The organism is Rhodococcus sp. PvP016, assembly GCF_017832185.1.
Taxonomy (GTDB): domain Bacteria; phylum Actinomycetota; class Actinomycetes; order Mycobacteriales; family Mycobacteriaceae; genus Rhodococcoides.
On the sequence record NZ_JAFIBH010000001.1, the window covers coordinates 1,081,014 to 1,097,602 of the forward strand.

Sequence of the window (16,589 nt, forward strand, 5' to 3'; positions counted from 1 at the left end):
CTGTCCGAACAACGAGGAGTAGTAACCATGTTGGTGATACTCGGCTTCCTCATGGTTGCCGCTTTCATGTTCCTGATCCTGACCAAACGCGCGACCCCGGTGGTCGCCCTCATCCTGGTCCCGGTCATCTTCGGCCTGTTCGCCGGCGCCGGGCTCGGCATCGGCGACATGATCACGGACGGCATCAAGTCGCTCGCCCCCACGGCAGCGCTGCTGTTCTTCGCGATCATCTTCTTCGGCATCATGATCGACGTGGGTCTGTTCGACCCGCTGGTGCGCGGCATCCTGCGCCTGGTGCGCAACGACCCGATGAAGCTGGTCGTCGGCACCGCGGTGCTCGCCATGGTCGTGTCCCTCGACGGTGACGGCTCCACCACGTTCATCATCGTGACGTCCGCGCTGCTGCCGCTCTACCTGAAACTCGGTGTCTCCCCGGTGATCCTGACGGTCGTCGCGGGCCTCGCCAACGGCACCATGAACATCATCCCGTGGGGTGGCCCGACCGTGCGCGCCGCGTCCGCACTGGGCATCTCGCCCTCCGACGTCTTCATCCCGATGGTGCCGTCGATGATCGCCGGCCTGATCATCGTGCTGCTCTTCTCGATCCACCTCGGCCTGATGGAGCGTCGTCGTCTCGGCTCGCTGGTCTACGACACGGAGCTGGTGGGCGCCGGCGTCGGCACCGACGGCACCGGAACCGGAAACGGAAAGAGCCGTCGCAGCACCGGAAGCGCCGACATCACCATCGGCGACGACGAGAACGACGGCAAGGCCGGACAGTTCATCGACGGTCTGGACCCCAATCGCGACACTCTGCGTCCGAAGCTGCTGTGGTTCAACGCGATTCTCACCGTCACGCTGCTCGTGATCCTGGTCATGGACATCCTGCCGATCCCGGTGCTCTTCATGATCGCCGCCTCGATCGCGCTGACGTTCAACTTCCCGAAGGTCAAGGAGCAGGGCGAGGCCATCGCTCGGCACTCCGCCTCCATCGTCTCCGTCGTCGCGATGGTGCTCGCCGCCGCCGTGCTCACCGGTGTGTTCTCCGGTACCGGCATGGTCGAGGCCATGGCCGAGTGGCTCCTCGGCGTCATCCCCGACGCGATGGGTCCGTTCCTGGCCGTCATCACCGGAATCCTGTCGATCCCGTTGACGTTCTTCATGACCAACGACGCCTTCTACTTCGGCATCCTCCCGGTCCTCACCGAGACCGCCGCCCAGTACGGCATCGAGCCGGTCGAGATGGCCCGCGCCTCCATCACCGGACAGCCGGTCCACCTGCAGAGCCCGCTGGTGCCCGCCATCCTGCTGCTGGTCACCCTGGCCGGCGTCTCGCTCGCCGACCATCACCGCAAGGTGCTGTGGCGCGCGACCGTCGTGTCCCTCACCATGCTCGCCGTGGGCGTTCTCCTCGGCCAGATCCCCTTCGGCTGATCAGCATCCACCAGAGAGAAGAGCCACCGACATGAGTGTCGCCGTCGTGCACAACAGTTCCGAGGAAGGCCGCAAGGCACTCGGATCGGCAGTCCAGCAGGCCCGGTCCGCACGAACCGAGCTGGTCGTCCTCCACGCCTTCTCCGGATCCGCGGATCCCTCGTCGGAGGCGAAGGAGGCCGCCGCGGTCGAGGACTCGATCCGCGCGTCGCTGGCCGCGCTCGGAGAGTCCGAGGCGCAGTGGACTCTCGCTGCGGCGCAGCCTGATCCGGACGCGACCACCACCCTGCTCGCGCTCATCGACAAGGCGAACGCCGAGTTGCTGGTGGTCGGGTCGCGGCATCGGTCGGCCGTCGGCAAGTTCCTGATGGGACAGGCCGTCCAGCGTCTGCTTCTCGAAACACCGGTACCGGTGCTGCTCGTCAAGTCGTGAGCGTAGTTCGTACCGTCGCTGTGAGCGCCACCCGCTGGGTGGCGCTCACAGCCGTGTCCGTGGCCGGATGGTTCGCCCTCGGCGCGGTCGGCCTGACGGCCCCGTCGTTGTTCGCAGCACTGGTGGTGGCGGTGGTCTTCGCCCTCACCGGAGTGGGACCGCGCGCTGTCCCGCGCGCGGGGTCCATGGCGGCGCAGGGAACTCTGGCCGTCACCATCGGTCTCATGGTGGATCTCGAGACGTTGAGTGCGCTGGGCGACAACTGGTTTCCCGCAGTCGCCATCGGGGTCGCGACGCTCGTCGTCAGCGCCGGCTGCGGTGCACTGCTCGCACTGAACAAGGACGTCACCGCGGCCACCGGGATGCTGGCGCTGATCGCGGGCGGGGCCACGGGTCTCGTTGCGACAGCGAGAGAGCTCGGCGGCGACGAACGTGTGGTCGCGGTGGTGCAGTACCTGCGGGTGGCACTGGTGGTGGTGACCATGCCCCTGGTGGTCACGTTCGTGTTCCACGCCGACACCCACTCGGTCGCGGCGGCCGCACCCGACGACGATGCGCTGCCGTGGTGGGTGGGTCTGCTGTTCCTGCTCGGAGCTGTTCTCGTCGGCATCGCGGTGGGGCGGCTCGCGCGGCTTCCCGCGCCGGCCACGCTGGGTCCGCTCGTGGTGTCCGGGGCCTGTGCGCTGCTGGGCTGGCCCGTGGGCATCGAGGTTCCCATGGTCGTGCTGCCACTCGCGTTCCTGGTCATCGGATGGCAAGCAGGACTGGCGTTCACGATGTCGAGCCTGCGACTGATCGGCCGACTCTTCCCCTATGCCTTCGGGCTGGTGCTCGGCATCGGCGTGATCTGCGCGCTGCTCGGGTGGGCGCTGTCGGCGTGGACCGGGACCAGTCTGCTGACCGGCTACCTGGCGACGACCCCCGGCGGGTTGGCGGCGGTGCTCGCGGTGTCCGCGTCCACCGGGTCCGACGTCACGTTCGTGGCGTGCGTGCAGCTCATCCGGCTGGTGTCGATGCTCGTGGCGGCGCCGCTCATCGCCCAGCTCCTGATGCGCCGGGCGGCGCGGAGGCCGGCCGAGGATCCGGTCTCGGTCTAGCGGCGCAGACGCTCGGTGCGCAGTTGCTCGACGTCGGCCAGGTGCAACGGCTCGAGCGGGTGTCCGAGGGCGGTCTCGAGCAGGTGGTCGGCCAGCTCCGGGTTTCGTGCCAGCGCCGGTCCGTGCATGTACGTCCCGATGACCGACCCCTGGACGACCCCCTCGTTACCATCGCCCACCCCGTTGCCGATGCCGTGCTCCACGCGGGCGAACGGTGCCGCGTCGGGGCCGAGAGTGGTTCCGCCGCGGTGGTTCTCGAAGCCGGTGAGTGTCTGGGTGAGGCGGTCCGACACCGGGCGGGTGATGACCTCGCCGATGGACCGCGTCGCCTGCGGCGCCGTGGTGACGTTCAGCATCGACACACCGTCGACACGTTCGCCGGAGCTCGTCTCGTACCACTCGCCCAGCACCTGGATGGCCGCGCAGATGGCGAGCACCGGCGCACCGCGCTCGGCGGCGCGCTGCAGTCCGGGGTAGCGAGCGAGGTGCTTCGTCGCGAGTCGTTGCGCCGAGTCCTCCGCTCCGCCGAGCACGTAGACGTCGAGGGACTCGGGCACCGGATCGGCGAGGGTGATCGACACGATCTCGGCGTCGAGTCCGCGCATCAGCATGCGCTGGCGCAGGACGAGCGCGTTGCCGCTGTCGCCGTACGTACCCATGACGTCGGGCAAGACCAGCCCGATACGGAAATCAGACACCGGGTGCCTCCTTCGCGGTCTCGCGCGCGAGCGCTCGGCCCAGGTCACGGAAGGCCGTGTAGTTCGCCAGCACCTCCACGCGCCCGGGTGGGCAGGAAGCGATGGCGCGCAACGGATTCGGCACCACGGTGTGGCCGGCTCCGGCGTACGTCAGGCGGACTCCCAGGTCGGTCGCACGTTCACCGGCCGCGACCACCGTGGTGTTCTCGAAGTGCTCGAACCGCACGTCCCACAGCCACGACAGGTCCTCGCCGTCGGGTACCTGGCCGTTGACGGCGATCACCAGACCGTCGGCGGCCGGGTCGATCATCGACAGCGCCTCCTGCCATCCGGCGGGGTTCTTGGCCAGCAGCATGCGCACGGTGTGGGATCCGTACTGGATCGAGCTGTAGCGGCCCGCCACCTCGTCGACCGCGGACACCGCGGCGACGGCCTGCGCGGGGTCGGCGCCCATCGTGACCGCGGCCGCGACGGCCTGCGCCGCGTTTCCACGGTTGGCCCGGCCGGGCAGCGTCAAGGTCATGGGGAGCACGAGACCGTCGGGGCCGTACAGGTTCTCGTCGTCGAGCCACCACTGCGGCTCCGGTCGCGAGAACTCGCGCCCGCCCTCCAGCAGACCCGCGCTGCGCCAGTGCGTGCCGTTCCACTCGATGGGTTCCCCGGTGCGCGGGCAGCTGACCGAGTCGCCGACCCACCCGCCGCCGGCGGCCACCCACACGGTCCGCGGAGCGTCGTACGCCGCGGACGTCATCAGTACGTCGTCGCAGTTGGCGACGACGACGGTGTCGGGGTGGGCGACGATGCCCGCGCGGAGCTTGCGCTCGATCATGTTGATCTCGCCGACGCGGTCGAGCTGATCACGGCTGAGGTTGAGCAGCACCAGGACCTCGGGGTTCACGGCGTCGCACACGTGCGGGACGTGCAGCTCATCGACCTCGAGGGCCGCCAGCGGCGCGGTGCGCCGTGAGTTCAGGGCGGCGACGATGCCCGCGTCCATGTTGGCGCCGTCGGCCTGCGTCGCCACCTCGCCCAGTGTCGCGAGCGCCGCCGCGGTCATCCGGGTGGTGGTCGACTTGCCGTTGGTGCCGGTGATGACGGCGGTGCGTCGATTCGCGCCCAGGCGCGACATGAGGGCCGGGTCGATCTTCAGCGCGACGAGACCGCCGATCATCGATCCCTTGCCGCGACCGGCCTTCTGCGAGGCCCACGCGGCCGCGGAGGCCGCCGACAGTGCCAGGCGTCCGCGGGCTCCGAGGTGCCGTCTGCTGCTGTCGATCATGGTGTCCGATCCTCCCACACGCGGTGGACACGGGAGAGTCAGCAGGAGGTCAGGGCTGCGAGAGGAGGCGTTCGATGTCGTCCAGAACGGCCTGTCCGCCGCGAGGTCCGACGCCGGTGATCCAGTACGACTGGTCGACGAGGTGCGGATTCGGGAACGCCGTCGTGTTCGACGTGACGGACGTGGGCATCGACGCCGGATCGTCCGGTGTCGCCGACGTCACGACCACGAGATCGGCGCGCGCCTCCGTCGCCAGTTCGGGGGAGACGTCGACACTGATCTCGTTCGACCACTCCGGGCGGGGCGGCGTGGTGAACCCGGCGCACTCGAGGGTGCTGCCCGCGAAGGACAGCGGTCCGTAGAGCGTGAGCTCCTCGTTGCGCGGCCGGATGAGCTGCGCCGTCGATCCGGCGGTGTCGAACCGGCCGGCGATCTCGTCGCACCGTGCGTCGTACTCGCCCAGTAGCGGCTCCGCGTCGCGTCCGAGGGCGCGCCCGACGAGGCGGACGTTGTCCTGCCACGGGTCGCTCTGCGACGCCATGAACACCGTCGGAGCGATCGCGGACAACCGCTCGTACAGCTCCGAGTGGCGCGTCTCCGTTCCCAGGATCAGATCCGGCTGCAGTGCCGCGATGGCCTCGACGCGAGGCTCCGCGACGGTGCCGACGGTCTCGATGCGCGACGCCTCGTCGCCGAGGTAGGGGGGCACCCCGGTCGCCTCGCTCAGCACCGAGGTGCCGACCGGAACGACGCCGAGCGCGACACTCGTGTCGAGCTGGACGGGTTCGAGGGTGACGACACGCAGCGGCGACGAGGGCACCTCCGTGTCCCCGCGCGCATGGGTCACGGTCCGGGTGCTGTCCGCGGCGCCCTCGGCTGTCGTGTCGGTCGAACACGCGGTGGCCACGAGGGCCGTCGCGGCGAGCAGGGTCGCCAGGACAGTACTTCTTCTTCCGAACACGCTTGCCGAGCCTCCGTCACAGTGATGGTGAGGGGACCCTAACCGACGGTGGCTCCGGACGGGGGAGTCACGATCCGGGGCTCGGTCGATGTGGTCGCGGATCGCGGCGAGCGGCTCAGGCCCCACATGCAGCCGCCGATCACGACGGCCGCACCGACGAGCGAGAGAACGCTCGGCGTCTCGTCGAGCACGAGCCAGGACGCACCGATGCCGACGACCGGGACCAGCAACGAGAACGGCGCGACGACGCCGGCGGGGTAGCGGCTGATCAGCACCGTCCACAGACCCGAGCCCGCGATCGTGCCGATGACCACGATGTAGGCGAGCCCGATCAGCCCGGAGAACTGCCCGGCCGACACCCCGTCGCCGATGGCGGTCCACCCCGTGGTCGGACCCTCGACGACGGCCGACAACGCGAACATCGGCAGTGGCGGAACGACGCACATCCACAGCATCAGTCGCATCGGCTCGACGGGAAGGCCGGAGGCCGGTCGAGATGCTCGAGTCGCCAACCTGTTGCCGAGGTTGCCGAAGGCCCAGCTGAGGCCTGCCAGCAGAGTCAGCAGCACGGGCAGCAGGGTGGCGTTGTGGGCGCGGTCCCAGCCGATGAGGATCATGCCCCCGACGGCGATGCCGATCCCGATCCACTGGCGCGGCCCGACCTTCTCCCGCAGCAGCAGCGCGCCGAGGACGACGGTGAACGGCGCCGACGACTGGAGCACCAGCGAGGCCAGGCCGGTGGGCATGCCGGCGTTCATCGCGGCGAAGAGGAACGCGAACTGCAGCAGGCCGAAACCCGTGCCGTACAGCAGGAGCCAACGCAGCGGCACGGTCGGTCGGCGGACGAAGAGGACGACCGGAACGGCGATCACCGCGAACCGCAGGGCGGCGAAGAAGAACGGCGGGAACTGGTCGAGTCCGGCGCGGATGGCGAGGAAGTTCAGTCCCCAGACCACGACGACGATCAGTCCGAGCAGGCGGTCGCGAGTGGTCATGACCTCGAGTGTTCCGGGTACGACTGCTAAGAACAATCGAATTGTGATGACTGGTAACTGTAGCGTTGCTACATGAATGTCGACCGGTTGCGTGTCCTGCGGGCACTGGCGGATCGCGGCACGGTCGCCGCGGCCGCCGACGCGCTGTCGATGACGCCGTCCGCGGTGTCGCAGCAGCTCAAGGTGCTCGCGGGGGAGGCGGGCGTCGCCCTGCTCGAACCCGACGGGCGCCGCGTGCGACTCACCGCGGCGGGACGCGCGCTGCTTCCCCACGCGGACGACGTGCTCGCCGCCCTCGACCGCGCGTCGGAGGAGATGGCGTCGTACCGCGGCAGCGCACGCGGAACCGTTCGACTGGCGCTCTTCCCCTCGGGCGCCGCACTGTTGCTGCCGGGGGTTCTCCACCGGCTCGCCGAGGCGGGTGTGGACGTCGACGCCCGGGACGAGGACGTGCCCGCGTCGGCGGTGCCGGCGCTGCTCGCGGACTACGACGTGGTGCTCACGCACCGTGACGAGCGCGCACCGAGCATCGCGTCCGAGCGGGTGGAGGTGCGCTCACTGATGCGCGAGCCCATCGATCTGGTGCTGCCGCCGGGACACCCGCTGGCGGACCGTGATGCCGTCGACATCGAGGATCTGGCGGACGAGCGCTGGATCAGCGTCCGCGGAGGGTTCCCGGTGGACGACGTGCTGCTGTCCATCGCGACGGTCACGGGGGTGACGCCGCGAGTGAACATGCGGATCAACGACTTTCGGCTCATCGAGGAGCTGGTCGCGCACGGGCACGGGATCGCGCTGATGCCGCGGTACGCCTCCACGCACCCGGGTGTCACGCAACGCCGATTGGCCGGGGTGCGCGCGGCCCGCCTCTACGACCTGGCGACACGGCCTCGCGCCGCGGAGCGTCCGGCCGTTCGGGCCGTGCTGGACGCCTTCACCGATGTCACTCCGTGACCCGTGCGCCTTTTGCGCATCCAGGGATGCGCAAAAGGCGCACGGGGGCGGAGCCCACTAGGCCCGCGCCGCCCGGTTCACTGCCGAGACCACGGCGCGCAGTGATGCCGTGGTGATGGAGGTGGCGATACCGACACCCCACACGATGGTCTCGCCGCCGCCGGGGAGCCGCACGGCCGCCTCGACGTAGGCCGCGGCCTGGGCGTCGTCGCCGGCGGACATGGCGTGCTCGGAGTAGTCGAGGACGCTGACGTCGTAGCCGATGGATCCCAGCGCGTCGACGAAGGCGGCGAGCGGACCGTTGCCGTCGCCCGTGATCTCCTGCTCGGCGCCGTCGACCTTGACGATCGCGGAGATCGAGTCGATCCCGCCGTCCTCCTCGGCCGCGGTGACGCGCTGCCGGATGCGCTCGAGAGGAACGATCGGGGCCAGGTACTCCTCGGAGAACACGTCCCACATGGCCTTGGGCGACACCTCGCCGCCCTCGCCGTCGGTGACGCGCTGCACGGCCGAGGAGAACTCGATCTGCAGTCGACGCGGCAGCACCAACCCGTGGTCCGACTTCATGATGTAGGCCACGCCGCCCTTGCCGGACTGCGAGTTGACGCGGATCACGGCCTCGTACGTGCGGCCGACGTCCTTGGGGTCGACGGGCAGGTACGGAACCTGCCACAACACGTCGTCGACGTCCTGATCCTGTTCGTCCGCAGACACTTTCATCGCGTCGAGGCCCTTGTTCACGGCGTCCTGGTGGCTACCGGAGAACGCGGTGTAGACCAGGTCGCCGCCGTACGGGTGGCGCTCGTGAACGGGCAGCTGGTTGCAGTACTCGACGGTGCGCCGGATCTCGTCGATGTTGGAGAAGTCGATCTGCGGGTCGACGCCGCGAGTGAAGAGATTCAGACCCAGCGTGACCAGGCAGACGTTGCCGGTGCGCTCACCGTTGCCGAAGAGGCAGCCCTCGATGCGGTCGGCGCCGGCCTGGTAGCCCAGTTCGGCTGCGGCGACGCCGGTCCCGCGATCGTTGTGCGGGTGCAGGCTCAGCACGATCGAGTCGCGACGTTCGAGATTGCGGTGCATCCACTCGATGGAGTCGGCGTAGACGTTGGGAGTCGCCATCTCGACGGTCGCGGGCAGGTTCAGGATCATCGGGTTCTCCGGTGTGGGAGCGATGATCTCGGTGACCGCGTCACAGACCTTCTTGGCGTACTCGAGCTCCGTGCCGGTGTAGGACTCGGGCGAGTACTCGTAGCGCCAGTGCGTGTCGGGGAACTTCTTCGCCTCCTCGAGCACCTTGCGGGCACCGTCGGTCGCGATCGTCTCGATGGCGTCGCGGTCCGCGCGGAAGACCACGCGGCGCTGCAGGATCGACGTGGAGTTGTAGAAGTGGACGATGACGCTGCGGGCGCCCTCGCACGCGACGAACGTGCGCTCGATCAGCTCCGGTCGGCACTGGGTGAGCACCTGGATGGTGACGTCGTCGGGAATCGCACCGTCCTCGATGATCTCGCGGACGAAGTCGAAGTCGGTCTGGCTCGCGGACGGGAAACCGACCTCGATCTCCTTGTAGCCCATGCGAACCAGCAGTTCGAACATGCGGCGCTTGCGCGCGGGGCTCATCGGGTCGATGAGTGCCTGGTTGCCGTCACGCAGGTCCACGGCGCACCACTGGGGTGCGCGGTCGATGACCTTGTCCGGCCAGGTGCGGTCGGGGAGGGTGAGTGGCTCGACCTCCTCGGCGAACGACCGGTACCGGAACGTCGGCATCGACGAATTCTTCTGAGTGTTCCACGAGGGCTGATCGGCGGGCGCAGGCTTGGTGGGGGTGGTGACCGTGCGTGAGCCGGATACGAAAGCGTCGGCGGGTGACATCGATGATCTCCGTTGTGAGGAAGGGGACGACCGGCGCCGAAAAGACCCGCGACAGGGAGCCGGTCTGTGAATCAGACCCCGTCGCGGCGACGAAGGAGGAGGGCGAACCCGGCGCCGAACATGCGCGTCACCCTACTCCGTCGCCCGCGTGGACGACACCGGCACGTCTCACGGGCGCGGCGCTGCGTCCGCCCACCGCTCCGGTTCCGCCAGCATGGCGCCGTCGTCAGTGCGCCAGCAGGCGGACAGGAGGTCGTACCCGGCCGCGTCCACTCGCAGGTGCGAATCCCACCTCGCCGACGTCCACTCCCGGTCGTCGCTGACGGCGTGCCCGGCAGCGAAGGCGGCCCCGACGAGCTCGAACTGCACATCTCGCCGCGCGGTCATGGCGTCCGGATGGGTGGGTGTCACGCTGCGCAGCAGATCCGCCGTCCGGCGACAGGCGTCGAGAACGCGCCCGTCGCACCAGAGCAGGCACCGCCGGTGAGCGTGTCGAGCGACCACCCACATCGACGCCAGCGCGCACAGCACACCGATGCACGTCTCGACGAGACGTTCGGTCGCGAGCGGCCACGCCTGGGCACCCGGATGGGACGCGCCGCCGATGAGCAGCGCCAGGGGCGTGATGAACATGACGGCGATGCCGTAGTTCCGAGCGATGACCAGTTCGATCAGGAACTGCAGCGCCATCAGCAGCAGGACCAGCACGAACCCGCTCGGCGACAGCGAGAAGACGATGGCGAAGAGCACCACTCCGGCGGCCGTGCCCACCAGGCGGTGCAGGGCGCGGACGGTACCTCGTGGTCGGTCGAGACCCTGTTGCAGCACGAGGACCGCGCCGATGACAGCCCAGTCGGGCCGCCCGAGTCCGGCGACGACGGCGATCGCGCCCGAGGCGGCCGACGCGCAGAACACGCGGAGCGCCGTCGTGGTGGCGTGGGAATCGACGTGCAGAGCCCGGAGCAGCCGGAACCGGATCGTGGGGCGCGACATCGGGACGGAGGGCGTGTGATCCGGCGTGACGTGCACGGTGTCCGACGCGTGCTCGGGATCGAGCGGTGCGTCGCCGATGATGCGCGCGAAGTCGAGGTGGACTCCGCGTAGTCGCAGGACGAGCGGATCGTCGATCCGCCGGGCCGGAATCTCGGCGTCGTGCAGCGCGGCCCAGGCCCGATCGACCGCGACGGCGGCGCGGTGCCGGGCACCGACCGCGGGGTCGCCCGCGGTGCGGGCCTCACCGAAGGCGGTCACGCTCCGCTCGGCGGCCGCCACCGCGTCGCGTTCCGGTTTCGACGCGTCGCGCAGCGCCGGTGCCATGGACACGACCAGAGCCCACAGCGCGCCGAGCGCGACACAGGCGGAGTTGACCCACGCCGTCACCCCGCTCTGCGGGACGATGGTGGCGATCGCGCAGGTCAGGACGAAGAAGAAGGCGCCGGGCGGTCCCAGGCGGAGAGCATCCACCACGAAGGTCGCGACGGTGCCCTGGACGGTGAGCACCACGACGACGAGGACGGCGCCCACCACGGAGTTCCGCGGGTCGGCGTACTGGCCCACGAGGCCGCCGACGGTGGCGGACAGGACGAGTGCGAGACCGGCCCACAGGACGACCGACCAGCGGGACCGGAACGGCCGGCCCTCGCCGTAGACGACGGCGAACCCGCCTGCCGCGGTCAGCAGGGCCTCGGTGGGAAAACCGAGCGCGAGCAGCGCGAGTGCCGGAACACCGAACGCGAGCGCGGCGCGGAGGCCGCCGGGCCAGCGCGGCCCCACCGACGGCACCGCGACGAAGAGTTGTCGGCGCCGAGGACGAGGCGGTAGAGCGGACGGGTCCGAGGCTGTCACCACTCGATGGTAGGCACGCGATTCCCCCCGGACCCCCGCAGGTCGGTAGGCTGCTGACCGTTCCGGCGGCACCCGTCGCACCAGTGGATGTCCAGCGGGACGTTCTCGACTCGGGAGGTAGCACCAGCGTGGCACTCGTCGTTCAGAAGTACGGAGGATCCTCGGTGGCGACCGCCGAGCGGATCCGGCGCGTCGCTGAACGGATCGTCGAGACCAAGCGCAAGGGCCACGACGTGGTCGTGGTCGTCTCCGCGATGGGAGACACGACGGACGAACTGCTCGACCTCGCGCAGCAGGTGTGCCCCGCGCCGCCCGCGCGCGAGATGGACATGCTGCTCACGTCGGGCGAACGCATCTCCAACGCGCTCGTCGCCATGGCCATCCACTCCCTCGGAGCCGAGGCCCGGTCCTTCACGGGATCGCAGGCCGGCGTCGTCACCACCAGCGTGCACGGCAACGCCAAGATCATCGACGTGACGCCCGGGCGCGTCCGCGACGCACTCGACGAGGGCTCGATCGTCCTCGTGGCCGGCTTCCAGGGCGTCAGCCAGGACAGCAAGGACGTGACGACGCTCGGTCGCGGCGGGTCCGACACGACGGCCGTCGCTCTCGCCGCCGCGTTGAACGCCGACGTCTGTGAGATCTACACCGACGTCGACGGCATCTTCACGGCCGACCCGCGCATCGTTCCCGACGCCCGTCACCTCGAGAAGGTCTCGTTCGAGGAGATGCTCGAGATGGCGGCGTGCGGAGCCAAGGTCCTGATGCTGCGGTGCGTGGAATACGCCCGCCGCTACAACGTTCCCGTCCACGTCCGCTCGTCGTACACCACCAAGCCAGGGACCATCGTGTCCGGATCCATGGAGGACATTCCAGTGGAAGAAGCCATTCTGACCGGTGTCGCGCACGACCGGAGCGAAGCGAAGGTCACGGTCGTCGGCCTGTCCGACCAGCCGGGCTTCGCCGCCAAGGTCTTCCGGGCCGTCGCGGACGCCGAGATCAACATCGACATGGTGCTGCAGAACGTCTCGCGCATCGACACGGGGAAGACCGACATCACGTTCACGTGCCCCAAGGCCGACGGACCCACCGCCGTGGAGAAGTTGACCAAGCTGCAGGGCGAGATCGGCTTCACCAAGGTGCTCTACGACGACCACATCGGCAAGGTCTCGCTCATCGGTGCGGGCATGAAGTCGCACCCCGGCGTCACCGCGACGTTCTGTGAAGCGCTCGCCGACGCGGGCATCAACATCGACCTCATCAGCACCTCGGAGATCCGTATCTCCGTGCTGACCAAGGACTCCGAGCTCGACGAGGCCGTGCGTGTACTGCACGCCGCCTTCGGCCTCGGCGGCGACGAGATCGCCGTCGTGCACGGCGGAACCGGAAGGTAGGAGCACCATGACCACGAATTCCACCGGCCTCCACATCGGTGTGGTCGGCGCGACCGGACAGGTCGGCGCCGTCATGCGAACCCTGTTGGCGGAGCGCAAGTTTCCCGTCGCCTCGATCCGGTTCTTCGCGTCCGCGCGGTCTGCAGGCAAGACCCTGCCGTGGGGCGACGGCGAGATCACCGTGGAGGACGCGTCCACCGCGGATCCCACCGGGCTCGACATCGCCCTGTTCTCGGCCGGCGCCACCATGTCCCGCGAGCAGGCGCCGCGCTTCGCCGCCGCCGGCGTCACCGTCATCGACAACTCCTCCGCGTGGCGCAAGGATCCCGACGTCCCGCTGGTGGTCAGCGAGGTGAACCCCGAAGCGACGAAGAATCTCGTCAAGGGCATCATCGCGAACCCCAACTGCACCACCATGGCCGCGATGCCGGTGCTCAAGGTTCTGCACGACGAGGCCGGCCTGCAGCGGCTCATCGTCTCGAGCTACCAGGCGGTGTCCGGCAGCGGTCTCGCCGGTGTCGAGGAACTGGCGACGCAGGCGCGCGCCGTGGTGGCCGACGCCGAGAAGTTGGTGCACGACGGCAGCGCCGTCGCGTACCCCGATCCGACGGTCTACACCGCGCCGATCGCGTTCAACGTCCTGCCGCTCGCGGGCTCGCTCGTCGACGACGGAAGCGGCGAGACGGACGAGGACCAGAAGCTGCGCAACGAGTCCCGCAAGATCCTGGGTCTGCCGGACCTGCTGGTGAGTGGAACCTGCGTCCGCGTTCCCGTGTTCACCGGCCACTCGCTGTCGATCAACGCGGAGTTCGCGAACCCGCTCTCCGTGGAACGGGCGACGGAACTGCTGTCGTCGGCTCCCGGCGTGCGCGTGGTGGCCGTGCCGACGCCTCTGCAGGCGGCCGGCGCCGACGAGTCGCTCGTCGGCCGCATCCGGCAGGATCCCGGTGTGCCCGACGGGCGTGGACTCACGCTGTTCGTGTCCGGCGACAACCTCCGCAAGGGTGCTGCCCTCAACACGATTCAGATCGCCGAACTCTTCGTCCGGTAGTGCGCCGGTCCCTCACCCACCGCGCGGTGATCGTGGAATCGGGACCCCGGATTCCGGGGTCCCGATTCCACTGTCTCGACCACCACAGTGCGAAGAACTCAGCTCTCGAGAGCGCGCAGGGTGCGGTGCGTGTCGCGTGACGGCACGTACCCACCCAGGATCGAGCTCCAGGTCCACAGGCGCCCGTCGAGTCGGTAGCGCCCGTGGGGGAGACCGGCGTCCAGCGCTGTCGCCTCGCCGCTGACCACGGCCGAGAGCATGACGCTCTCGTCGACGACACCGACCACCATCGCATCGACCGTGGACACCTGCTCGTCGGCATCGCGGCCCGACGAGTCGACCAGCGGCTCCATGACCGCCTCGGTGCCCTCGGGAGTGTGGAGGAAGCCGGAGTCGTGCGAGCACCCGTCGGCCTGACACTGTTCGAATCCGGCGATCACCTCGAGCCGCTCGATCAGGGGCCACAGGTCCTGCGAATGCCAGCGGGACAGTCCGCTCTCGCCGCCGTAGGCCTCGCTCCAGGACGCGAACAGGGCGGTGAACTCCTCGACCACCGGTCCGTGCCGGTACCAGCAGCGGGGGATGCGCTCGGTCAACTCGTAGCGATCACGCAGCCACCACACCCAGTCGGTCACCTCGTCCCACAGGCGGGCGGATTCGTCGGTGTCGAGATAGCGCCACGTGTAGCGACCGCGGGCGCGAGCGGGACCGGGGAGAGTGCCCGGACGAGGCCGAGCGCCGCGGCCCGAAGGATCACCGTGGTGCGGGAAACCGCCGTGGTAAGACATCGTGTCCTTGCCGGCCGCGCGCCAGGGTGGTGGCGAACAGCCTGCTCGAGAGTGGCCGTGTGGTGCCGGGCGCCCCGGGGCTCGAACGCCTCGCACTTCGACGTGAGCGCACGGTGGACGAGGTGACGACACCGCACGTGCGACGAATCGACTTCGACAGTAGGTGCAGGTCACGCGTGCCGCAAGTAGACGCTGCCCAACCGTTGGTCAAAGATGTTGTCGGTGATCGGAATACGAACCCGCCACGGGAACGGTGCCCGATGTGCACTCACTCTCGAACTGATCGAACGATCAGTAGGACGACTTGGGGATCGCGATCCACAGGACCAGGTAGACCACGAACTGCGGTCCCGGAAGAATGCACGAGAGTACGAACAGCAGGCGCACGAGTCCTGCGCTCAGACCGAAGCGCTCGGCGAGGCCGCCGCACACTCCGGCGATGAGCTTGCTCTGACGTGAACGGGTGAGTCTGCGGGCCGGGCTGGTCATCGTGGGACCTCTTCTCGTCGGTGACGTGTCGGACACCACGGCAACGTGCGGCGCCGGTGCCGGGTTCCCGTGCCGCAGTCGTGCGACGACGGTGATCACTCGACGTCAGTGTTCGTGCGACGGCAGTGTTCGTGCGACGTTCTCGGCGCGGTCCTCGTCCGTACACGGCTCACCTCGACACTGGGCCGCATGCGCATCGTGCAGGTGGCCAACTTCTACGGACCTCGTTCGGGCGGTCTGCGGACGGCCGTGGACCAGCTCGGAGCCGGATACGTCGCTCGCGGCCACGAGGTCACGGTCATCGTGCCCGGCGACGTCCACTCCGAGACGATGTCCGCCACCGGGGTGCACCGCATCGCCGTCCCGTCCACCCAGCTGCCCATGACCGGTGGCTACCGGGTGGCGAGGCCGTCCGTGACGGCCGACGTCGCAGCGAGTCTGCGACCGGACGTGCTCGAGATCTCGGACCGTCTGACCCTGCGTGGCCTCGGAACGTGGGCGCGCCACAGGGGGATTCGCAGCGTGATGATCTCCCACGAGAGGCTGGATCGACTGCTCGGGCAGGTGTTGCCCGTCCCGGTGGCGCGCGCGGCGGCGGACGTCGCCAACAGGCGGTCCGTCCTCGGCCACGACGCGGTGGTGTGCACCACCGCGTTCGCGCAGGAGGAGTTCGACCGGATCGGCGCCGACGCGCACCGCATCGCACTCGGGGTGGACCTCGAGTTGTTCCACCCGTCGCGTCGCCATCGCAACGAGGGACGGATGATCCGGCTGGTGCACTGTGGGCGCCTGTCGGTGGAGAAGCACGCCGAGCGCAGCGTCGACGCGCTGGCACACCTGCGCCGCGAGGGCATCGACGCACGCCTGGTGGTGGTGGGGGACGGTCCGCGGCGGGCCGCGCTCGAGCGGCGCGCCGAGGGTCTGCCCGTGCACTTCGCCGGGTTCGTCTCCGACCGCGAGCGCGTCGCACGGTTGCTCGCGGAGGCGGACGTCGCGGTCGCTCCCGGACCGCACGAGACGTTCGGGCTGGCGGCTCTGGAGGCGCTGGCATCGGGCACGCCCGCCGTGGTCTCGGGAACGTCCGCGCTGGCCGAGATCGTCACCCCGGACTGCGGCGCAGCGGTGGCCAATCGTTCTCGCGACTTCGCCGAGGGCATCGCCACGACGTTGGCGCTCCCCTCGGGCGGACGGCCGACGGCGCGGGCGAGGGCGGAGCAGTACGGCTGGCCGACAGCGGTGGAATCAATGCTCGCGGTCCTGTCCGGGCGGTGAGGGTCGGACTGCCCTGGCCCCCGACAG

The 16,589-nt window shown here is 69.4% G+C and carries 15 protein-coding genes; 7 read left to right on the plus strand and 8 right to left on the minus strand.

Annotated elements, in window-relative coordinates; translation table 11 throughout:
• Positions 1-27: 27 nt before the first annotated feature.
• From JOE30_RS04995 to JOE30_RS05005, 3 genes are read left to right on the plus strand one after another with little or no spacing between them, the layout of a single operon-like run.
• Complete coding sequence (locus tag JOE30_RS04995) at positions 28-1,434, plus strand: CitMHS family transporter (protein ID WP_204869625.1); 1,407 nt, start codon at positions 28-30, stop codon at positions 1,432-1,434.
• 31 nt (positions 1,435-1,465) lie between these two features.
• Positions 1,466-1,867 carry a universal stress protein gene (locus JOE30_RS05000; RefSeq protein ID WP_204869626.1) on the plus strand — a complete coding sequence of 134 codons (402 nt, stop codon included), beginning with the start codon at positions 1,466-1,468 and terminating at the stop codon, positions 1,865-1,867.
• A gap of 20 nt (positions 1,868-1,887) precedes the next feature.
• A complete protein-coding gene (locus JOE30_RS05005; protein WP_307806069.1) occupies positions 1,888-2,964 on the plus strand; it encodes an AbrB family transcriptional regulator in 1,077 nt (358 codons plus the stop codon).
• On the opposite strand, the gene JOE30_RS05010 is transcribed toward JOE30_RS05005, so the two are convergent.
• From JOE30_RS05010 to JOE30_RS05025, 4 genes are read right to left on the minus strand one after another with little or no spacing between them, the layout of a single operon-like run.
• Positions 2,961-3,662 carry a type 1 glutamine amidotransferase gene (locus JOE30_RS05010; RefSeq protein ID WP_204869628.1) on the minus strand — a complete coding sequence of 234 codons (702 nt, stop codon included), beginning with the start codon at positions 3,660-3,662 and terminating at the stop codon, positions 2,961-2,963. The two genes, JOE30_RS05005 and JOE30_RS05010, sit on opposite strands and share 4 nt — an antisense overlap.
• Entirely contained in the window at positions 3,655-4,941 is a 1,287-nt protein-coding gene (locus JOE30_RS05015) for a MurT ligase domain-containing protein (protein ID WP_204869629.1), read from the minus strand. Before JOE30_RS05015 ends, JOE30_RS05010 begins: the two co-directional genes overlap by 8 nt.
• Positions 4,942-4,990: 49 nt before the next feature.
• Positions 4,991-5,902: an iron-siderophore ABC transporter substrate-binding protein gene (locus tag JOE30_RS05020; RefSeq protein ID WP_204869630.1), complete on the minus strand. Its 912-nt coding sequence runs from the start codon at positions 5,900-5,902 to the stop codon at positions 4,991-4,993.
• Positions 5,903-5,940: 38 nt separating this feature from the next.
• Positions 5,941-6,897 carry an EamA family transporter gene (locus tag JOE30_RS05025; protein WP_204869631.1) on the minus strand — a complete coding sequence of 319 codons (957 nt, stop codon included), beginning with the start codon at positions 6,895-6,897 and terminating at the stop codon, positions 5,941-5,943.
• Positions 6,898-6,969: 72 nt separating this feature from the next.
• Here JOE30_RS05025 and JOE30_RS05030 point away from each other — a divergent pair, with 72 nt between their 5' ends.
• Positions 6,970-7,851 (plus strand): LysR family transcriptional regulator, encoded by an 882-nt coding sequence (locus tag JOE30_RS05030; protein ID WP_204869632.1) that lies wholly within the window; start codon positions 6,970-6,972, stop codon positions 7,849-7,851.
• Between the two features lie 57 nt (positions 7,852-7,908).
• Here JOE30_RS05030 and leuA read toward each other — a convergent pair whose 3' ends face one another.
• Both leuA and JOE30_RS21630 read right to left on the minus strand, forming a co-directional pair.
• On the minus strand, positions 7,909-9,723 hold the full coding sequence (leuA, locus tag JOE30_RS05035) for a 2-isopropylmalate synthase (protein ID WP_204869633.1): 1,815 nt from the start codon (positions 9,721-9,723) through the stop codon (positions 7,909-7,911).
• 168 nt (positions 9,724-9,891) lie between these two features.
• Positions 9,892-11,568: an FUSC family protein gene (locus JOE30_RS21630; protein WP_204869634.1), complete on the minus strand. Its 1,677-nt coding sequence runs from the start codon at positions 11,566-11,568 to the stop codon at positions 9,892-9,894.
• Between the two features lie 128 nt (positions 11,569-11,696).
• On the opposite strand from JOE30_RS21630, the gene JOE30_RS05045 reads away from it, so the two are divergent.
• Entirely contained in the window at positions 11,697-12,962 is a 1,266-nt protein-coding gene (locus tag JOE30_RS05045) for an aspartate kinase (protein ID WP_027506651.1), read from the plus strand.
• A gap of 7 nt (positions 12,963-12,969) precedes the next feature.
• Positions 12,970-14,013, plus strand: coding sequence for an aspartate-semialdehyde dehydrogenase (locus JOE30_RS05050; RefSeq protein WP_204869635.1), 1,044 nt, complete (start codon positions 12,970-12,972; stop codon positions 14,011-14,013).
• Positions 14,014-14,111: 98 nt separating this feature from the next.
• On the opposite strand, the gene JOE30_RS05055 is transcribed toward JOE30_RS05050, so the two are convergent.
• The gene (locus JOE30_RS05055; protein ID WP_204869636.1) at positions 14,112-14,801 is read right to left on the minus strand and encodes a hypothetical protein; all 690 of its coding nucleotides are present in this window, start codon (positions 14,799-14,801) and stop codon (positions 14,112-14,114) included.
• 291 nt (positions 14,802-15,092) lie between these two features.
• Entirely contained in the window at positions 15,093-15,290 is a 198-nt protein-coding gene (locus JOE30_RS05060) for a PspC domain-containing protein (RefSeq protein WP_204869637.1), read from the minus strand.
• 189 nt (positions 15,291-15,479) lie between these two features.
• Between JOE30_RS05060 and JOE30_RS05065 the strand changes: the two genes are divergently transcribed.
• A complete protein-coding gene (locus JOE30_RS05065) occupies positions 15,480-16,562 on the plus strand; it encodes a glycosyltransferase (protein ID WP_204869638.1) in 1,083 nt (360 codons plus the stop codon).
• Positions 16,563-16,589: the final 27 nt, after the last annotated feature.

What these genes read in the sequence shown, in the direction of transcription:
- JOE30_RS05025 (WP_204869631.1), bottom strand. Translation starts at nt 6,897, where the DNA reads ATGACCACTCGCGACCGCCTGCTCGGACTGATCGTCGTCGTGGTCTGG.
- JOE30_RS05030 (WP_204869632.1), top strand. Translation starts at nt 6,970, where the DNA reads ATGAATGTCGACCGGTTGCGTGTCCTGCGGGCACTGGCGGATCGCGGC.
- JOE30_RS05055 (WP_204869636.1), bottom strand. Translation starts at nt 14,801, where the DNA reads ATGTCTTACCACGGCGGTTTCCCGCACCACGGTGATCCTTCGGGCCGC.
- JOE30_RS05065 (WP_204869638.1), top strand. Translation starts at nt 15,480, where the DNA reads ATGCGCATCGTGCAGGTGGCCAACTTCTACGGACCTCGTTCGGGCGGT.
- JOE30_RS05015 (WP_204869629.1), bottom strand. Translation starts at nt 4,941, where the DNA reads ATGATCGACAGCAGCAGACGGCACCTCGGAGCCCGCGGACGCCTGGCA.
- JOE30_RS04995 (WP_204869625.1), top strand. Translation starts at nt 28, where the DNA reads ATGTTGGTGATACTCGGCTTCCTCATGGTTGCCGCTTTCATGTTCCTG.
- JOE30_RS05000 (WP_204869626.1), top strand. Translation starts at nt 1,466, where the DNA reads ATGAGTGTCGCCGTCGTGCACAACAGTTCCGAGGAAGGCCGCAAGGCA.
- JOE30_RS05060 (WP_204869637.1), bottom strand. Translation starts at nt 15,290, where the DNA reads ATGACCAGCCCGGCCCGCAGACTCACCCGTTCACGTCAGAGCAAGCTC.
- leuA (WP_204869633.1), bottom strand. Translation starts at nt 9,723, where the DNA reads ATGTCACCCGCCGACGCTTTCGTATCCGGCTCACGCACGGTCACCACC.
- JOE30_RS05050 (WP_204869635.1), top strand. Translation starts at nt 12,970, where the DNA reads ATGACCACGAATTCCACCGGCCTCCACATCGGTGTGGTCGGCGCGACC.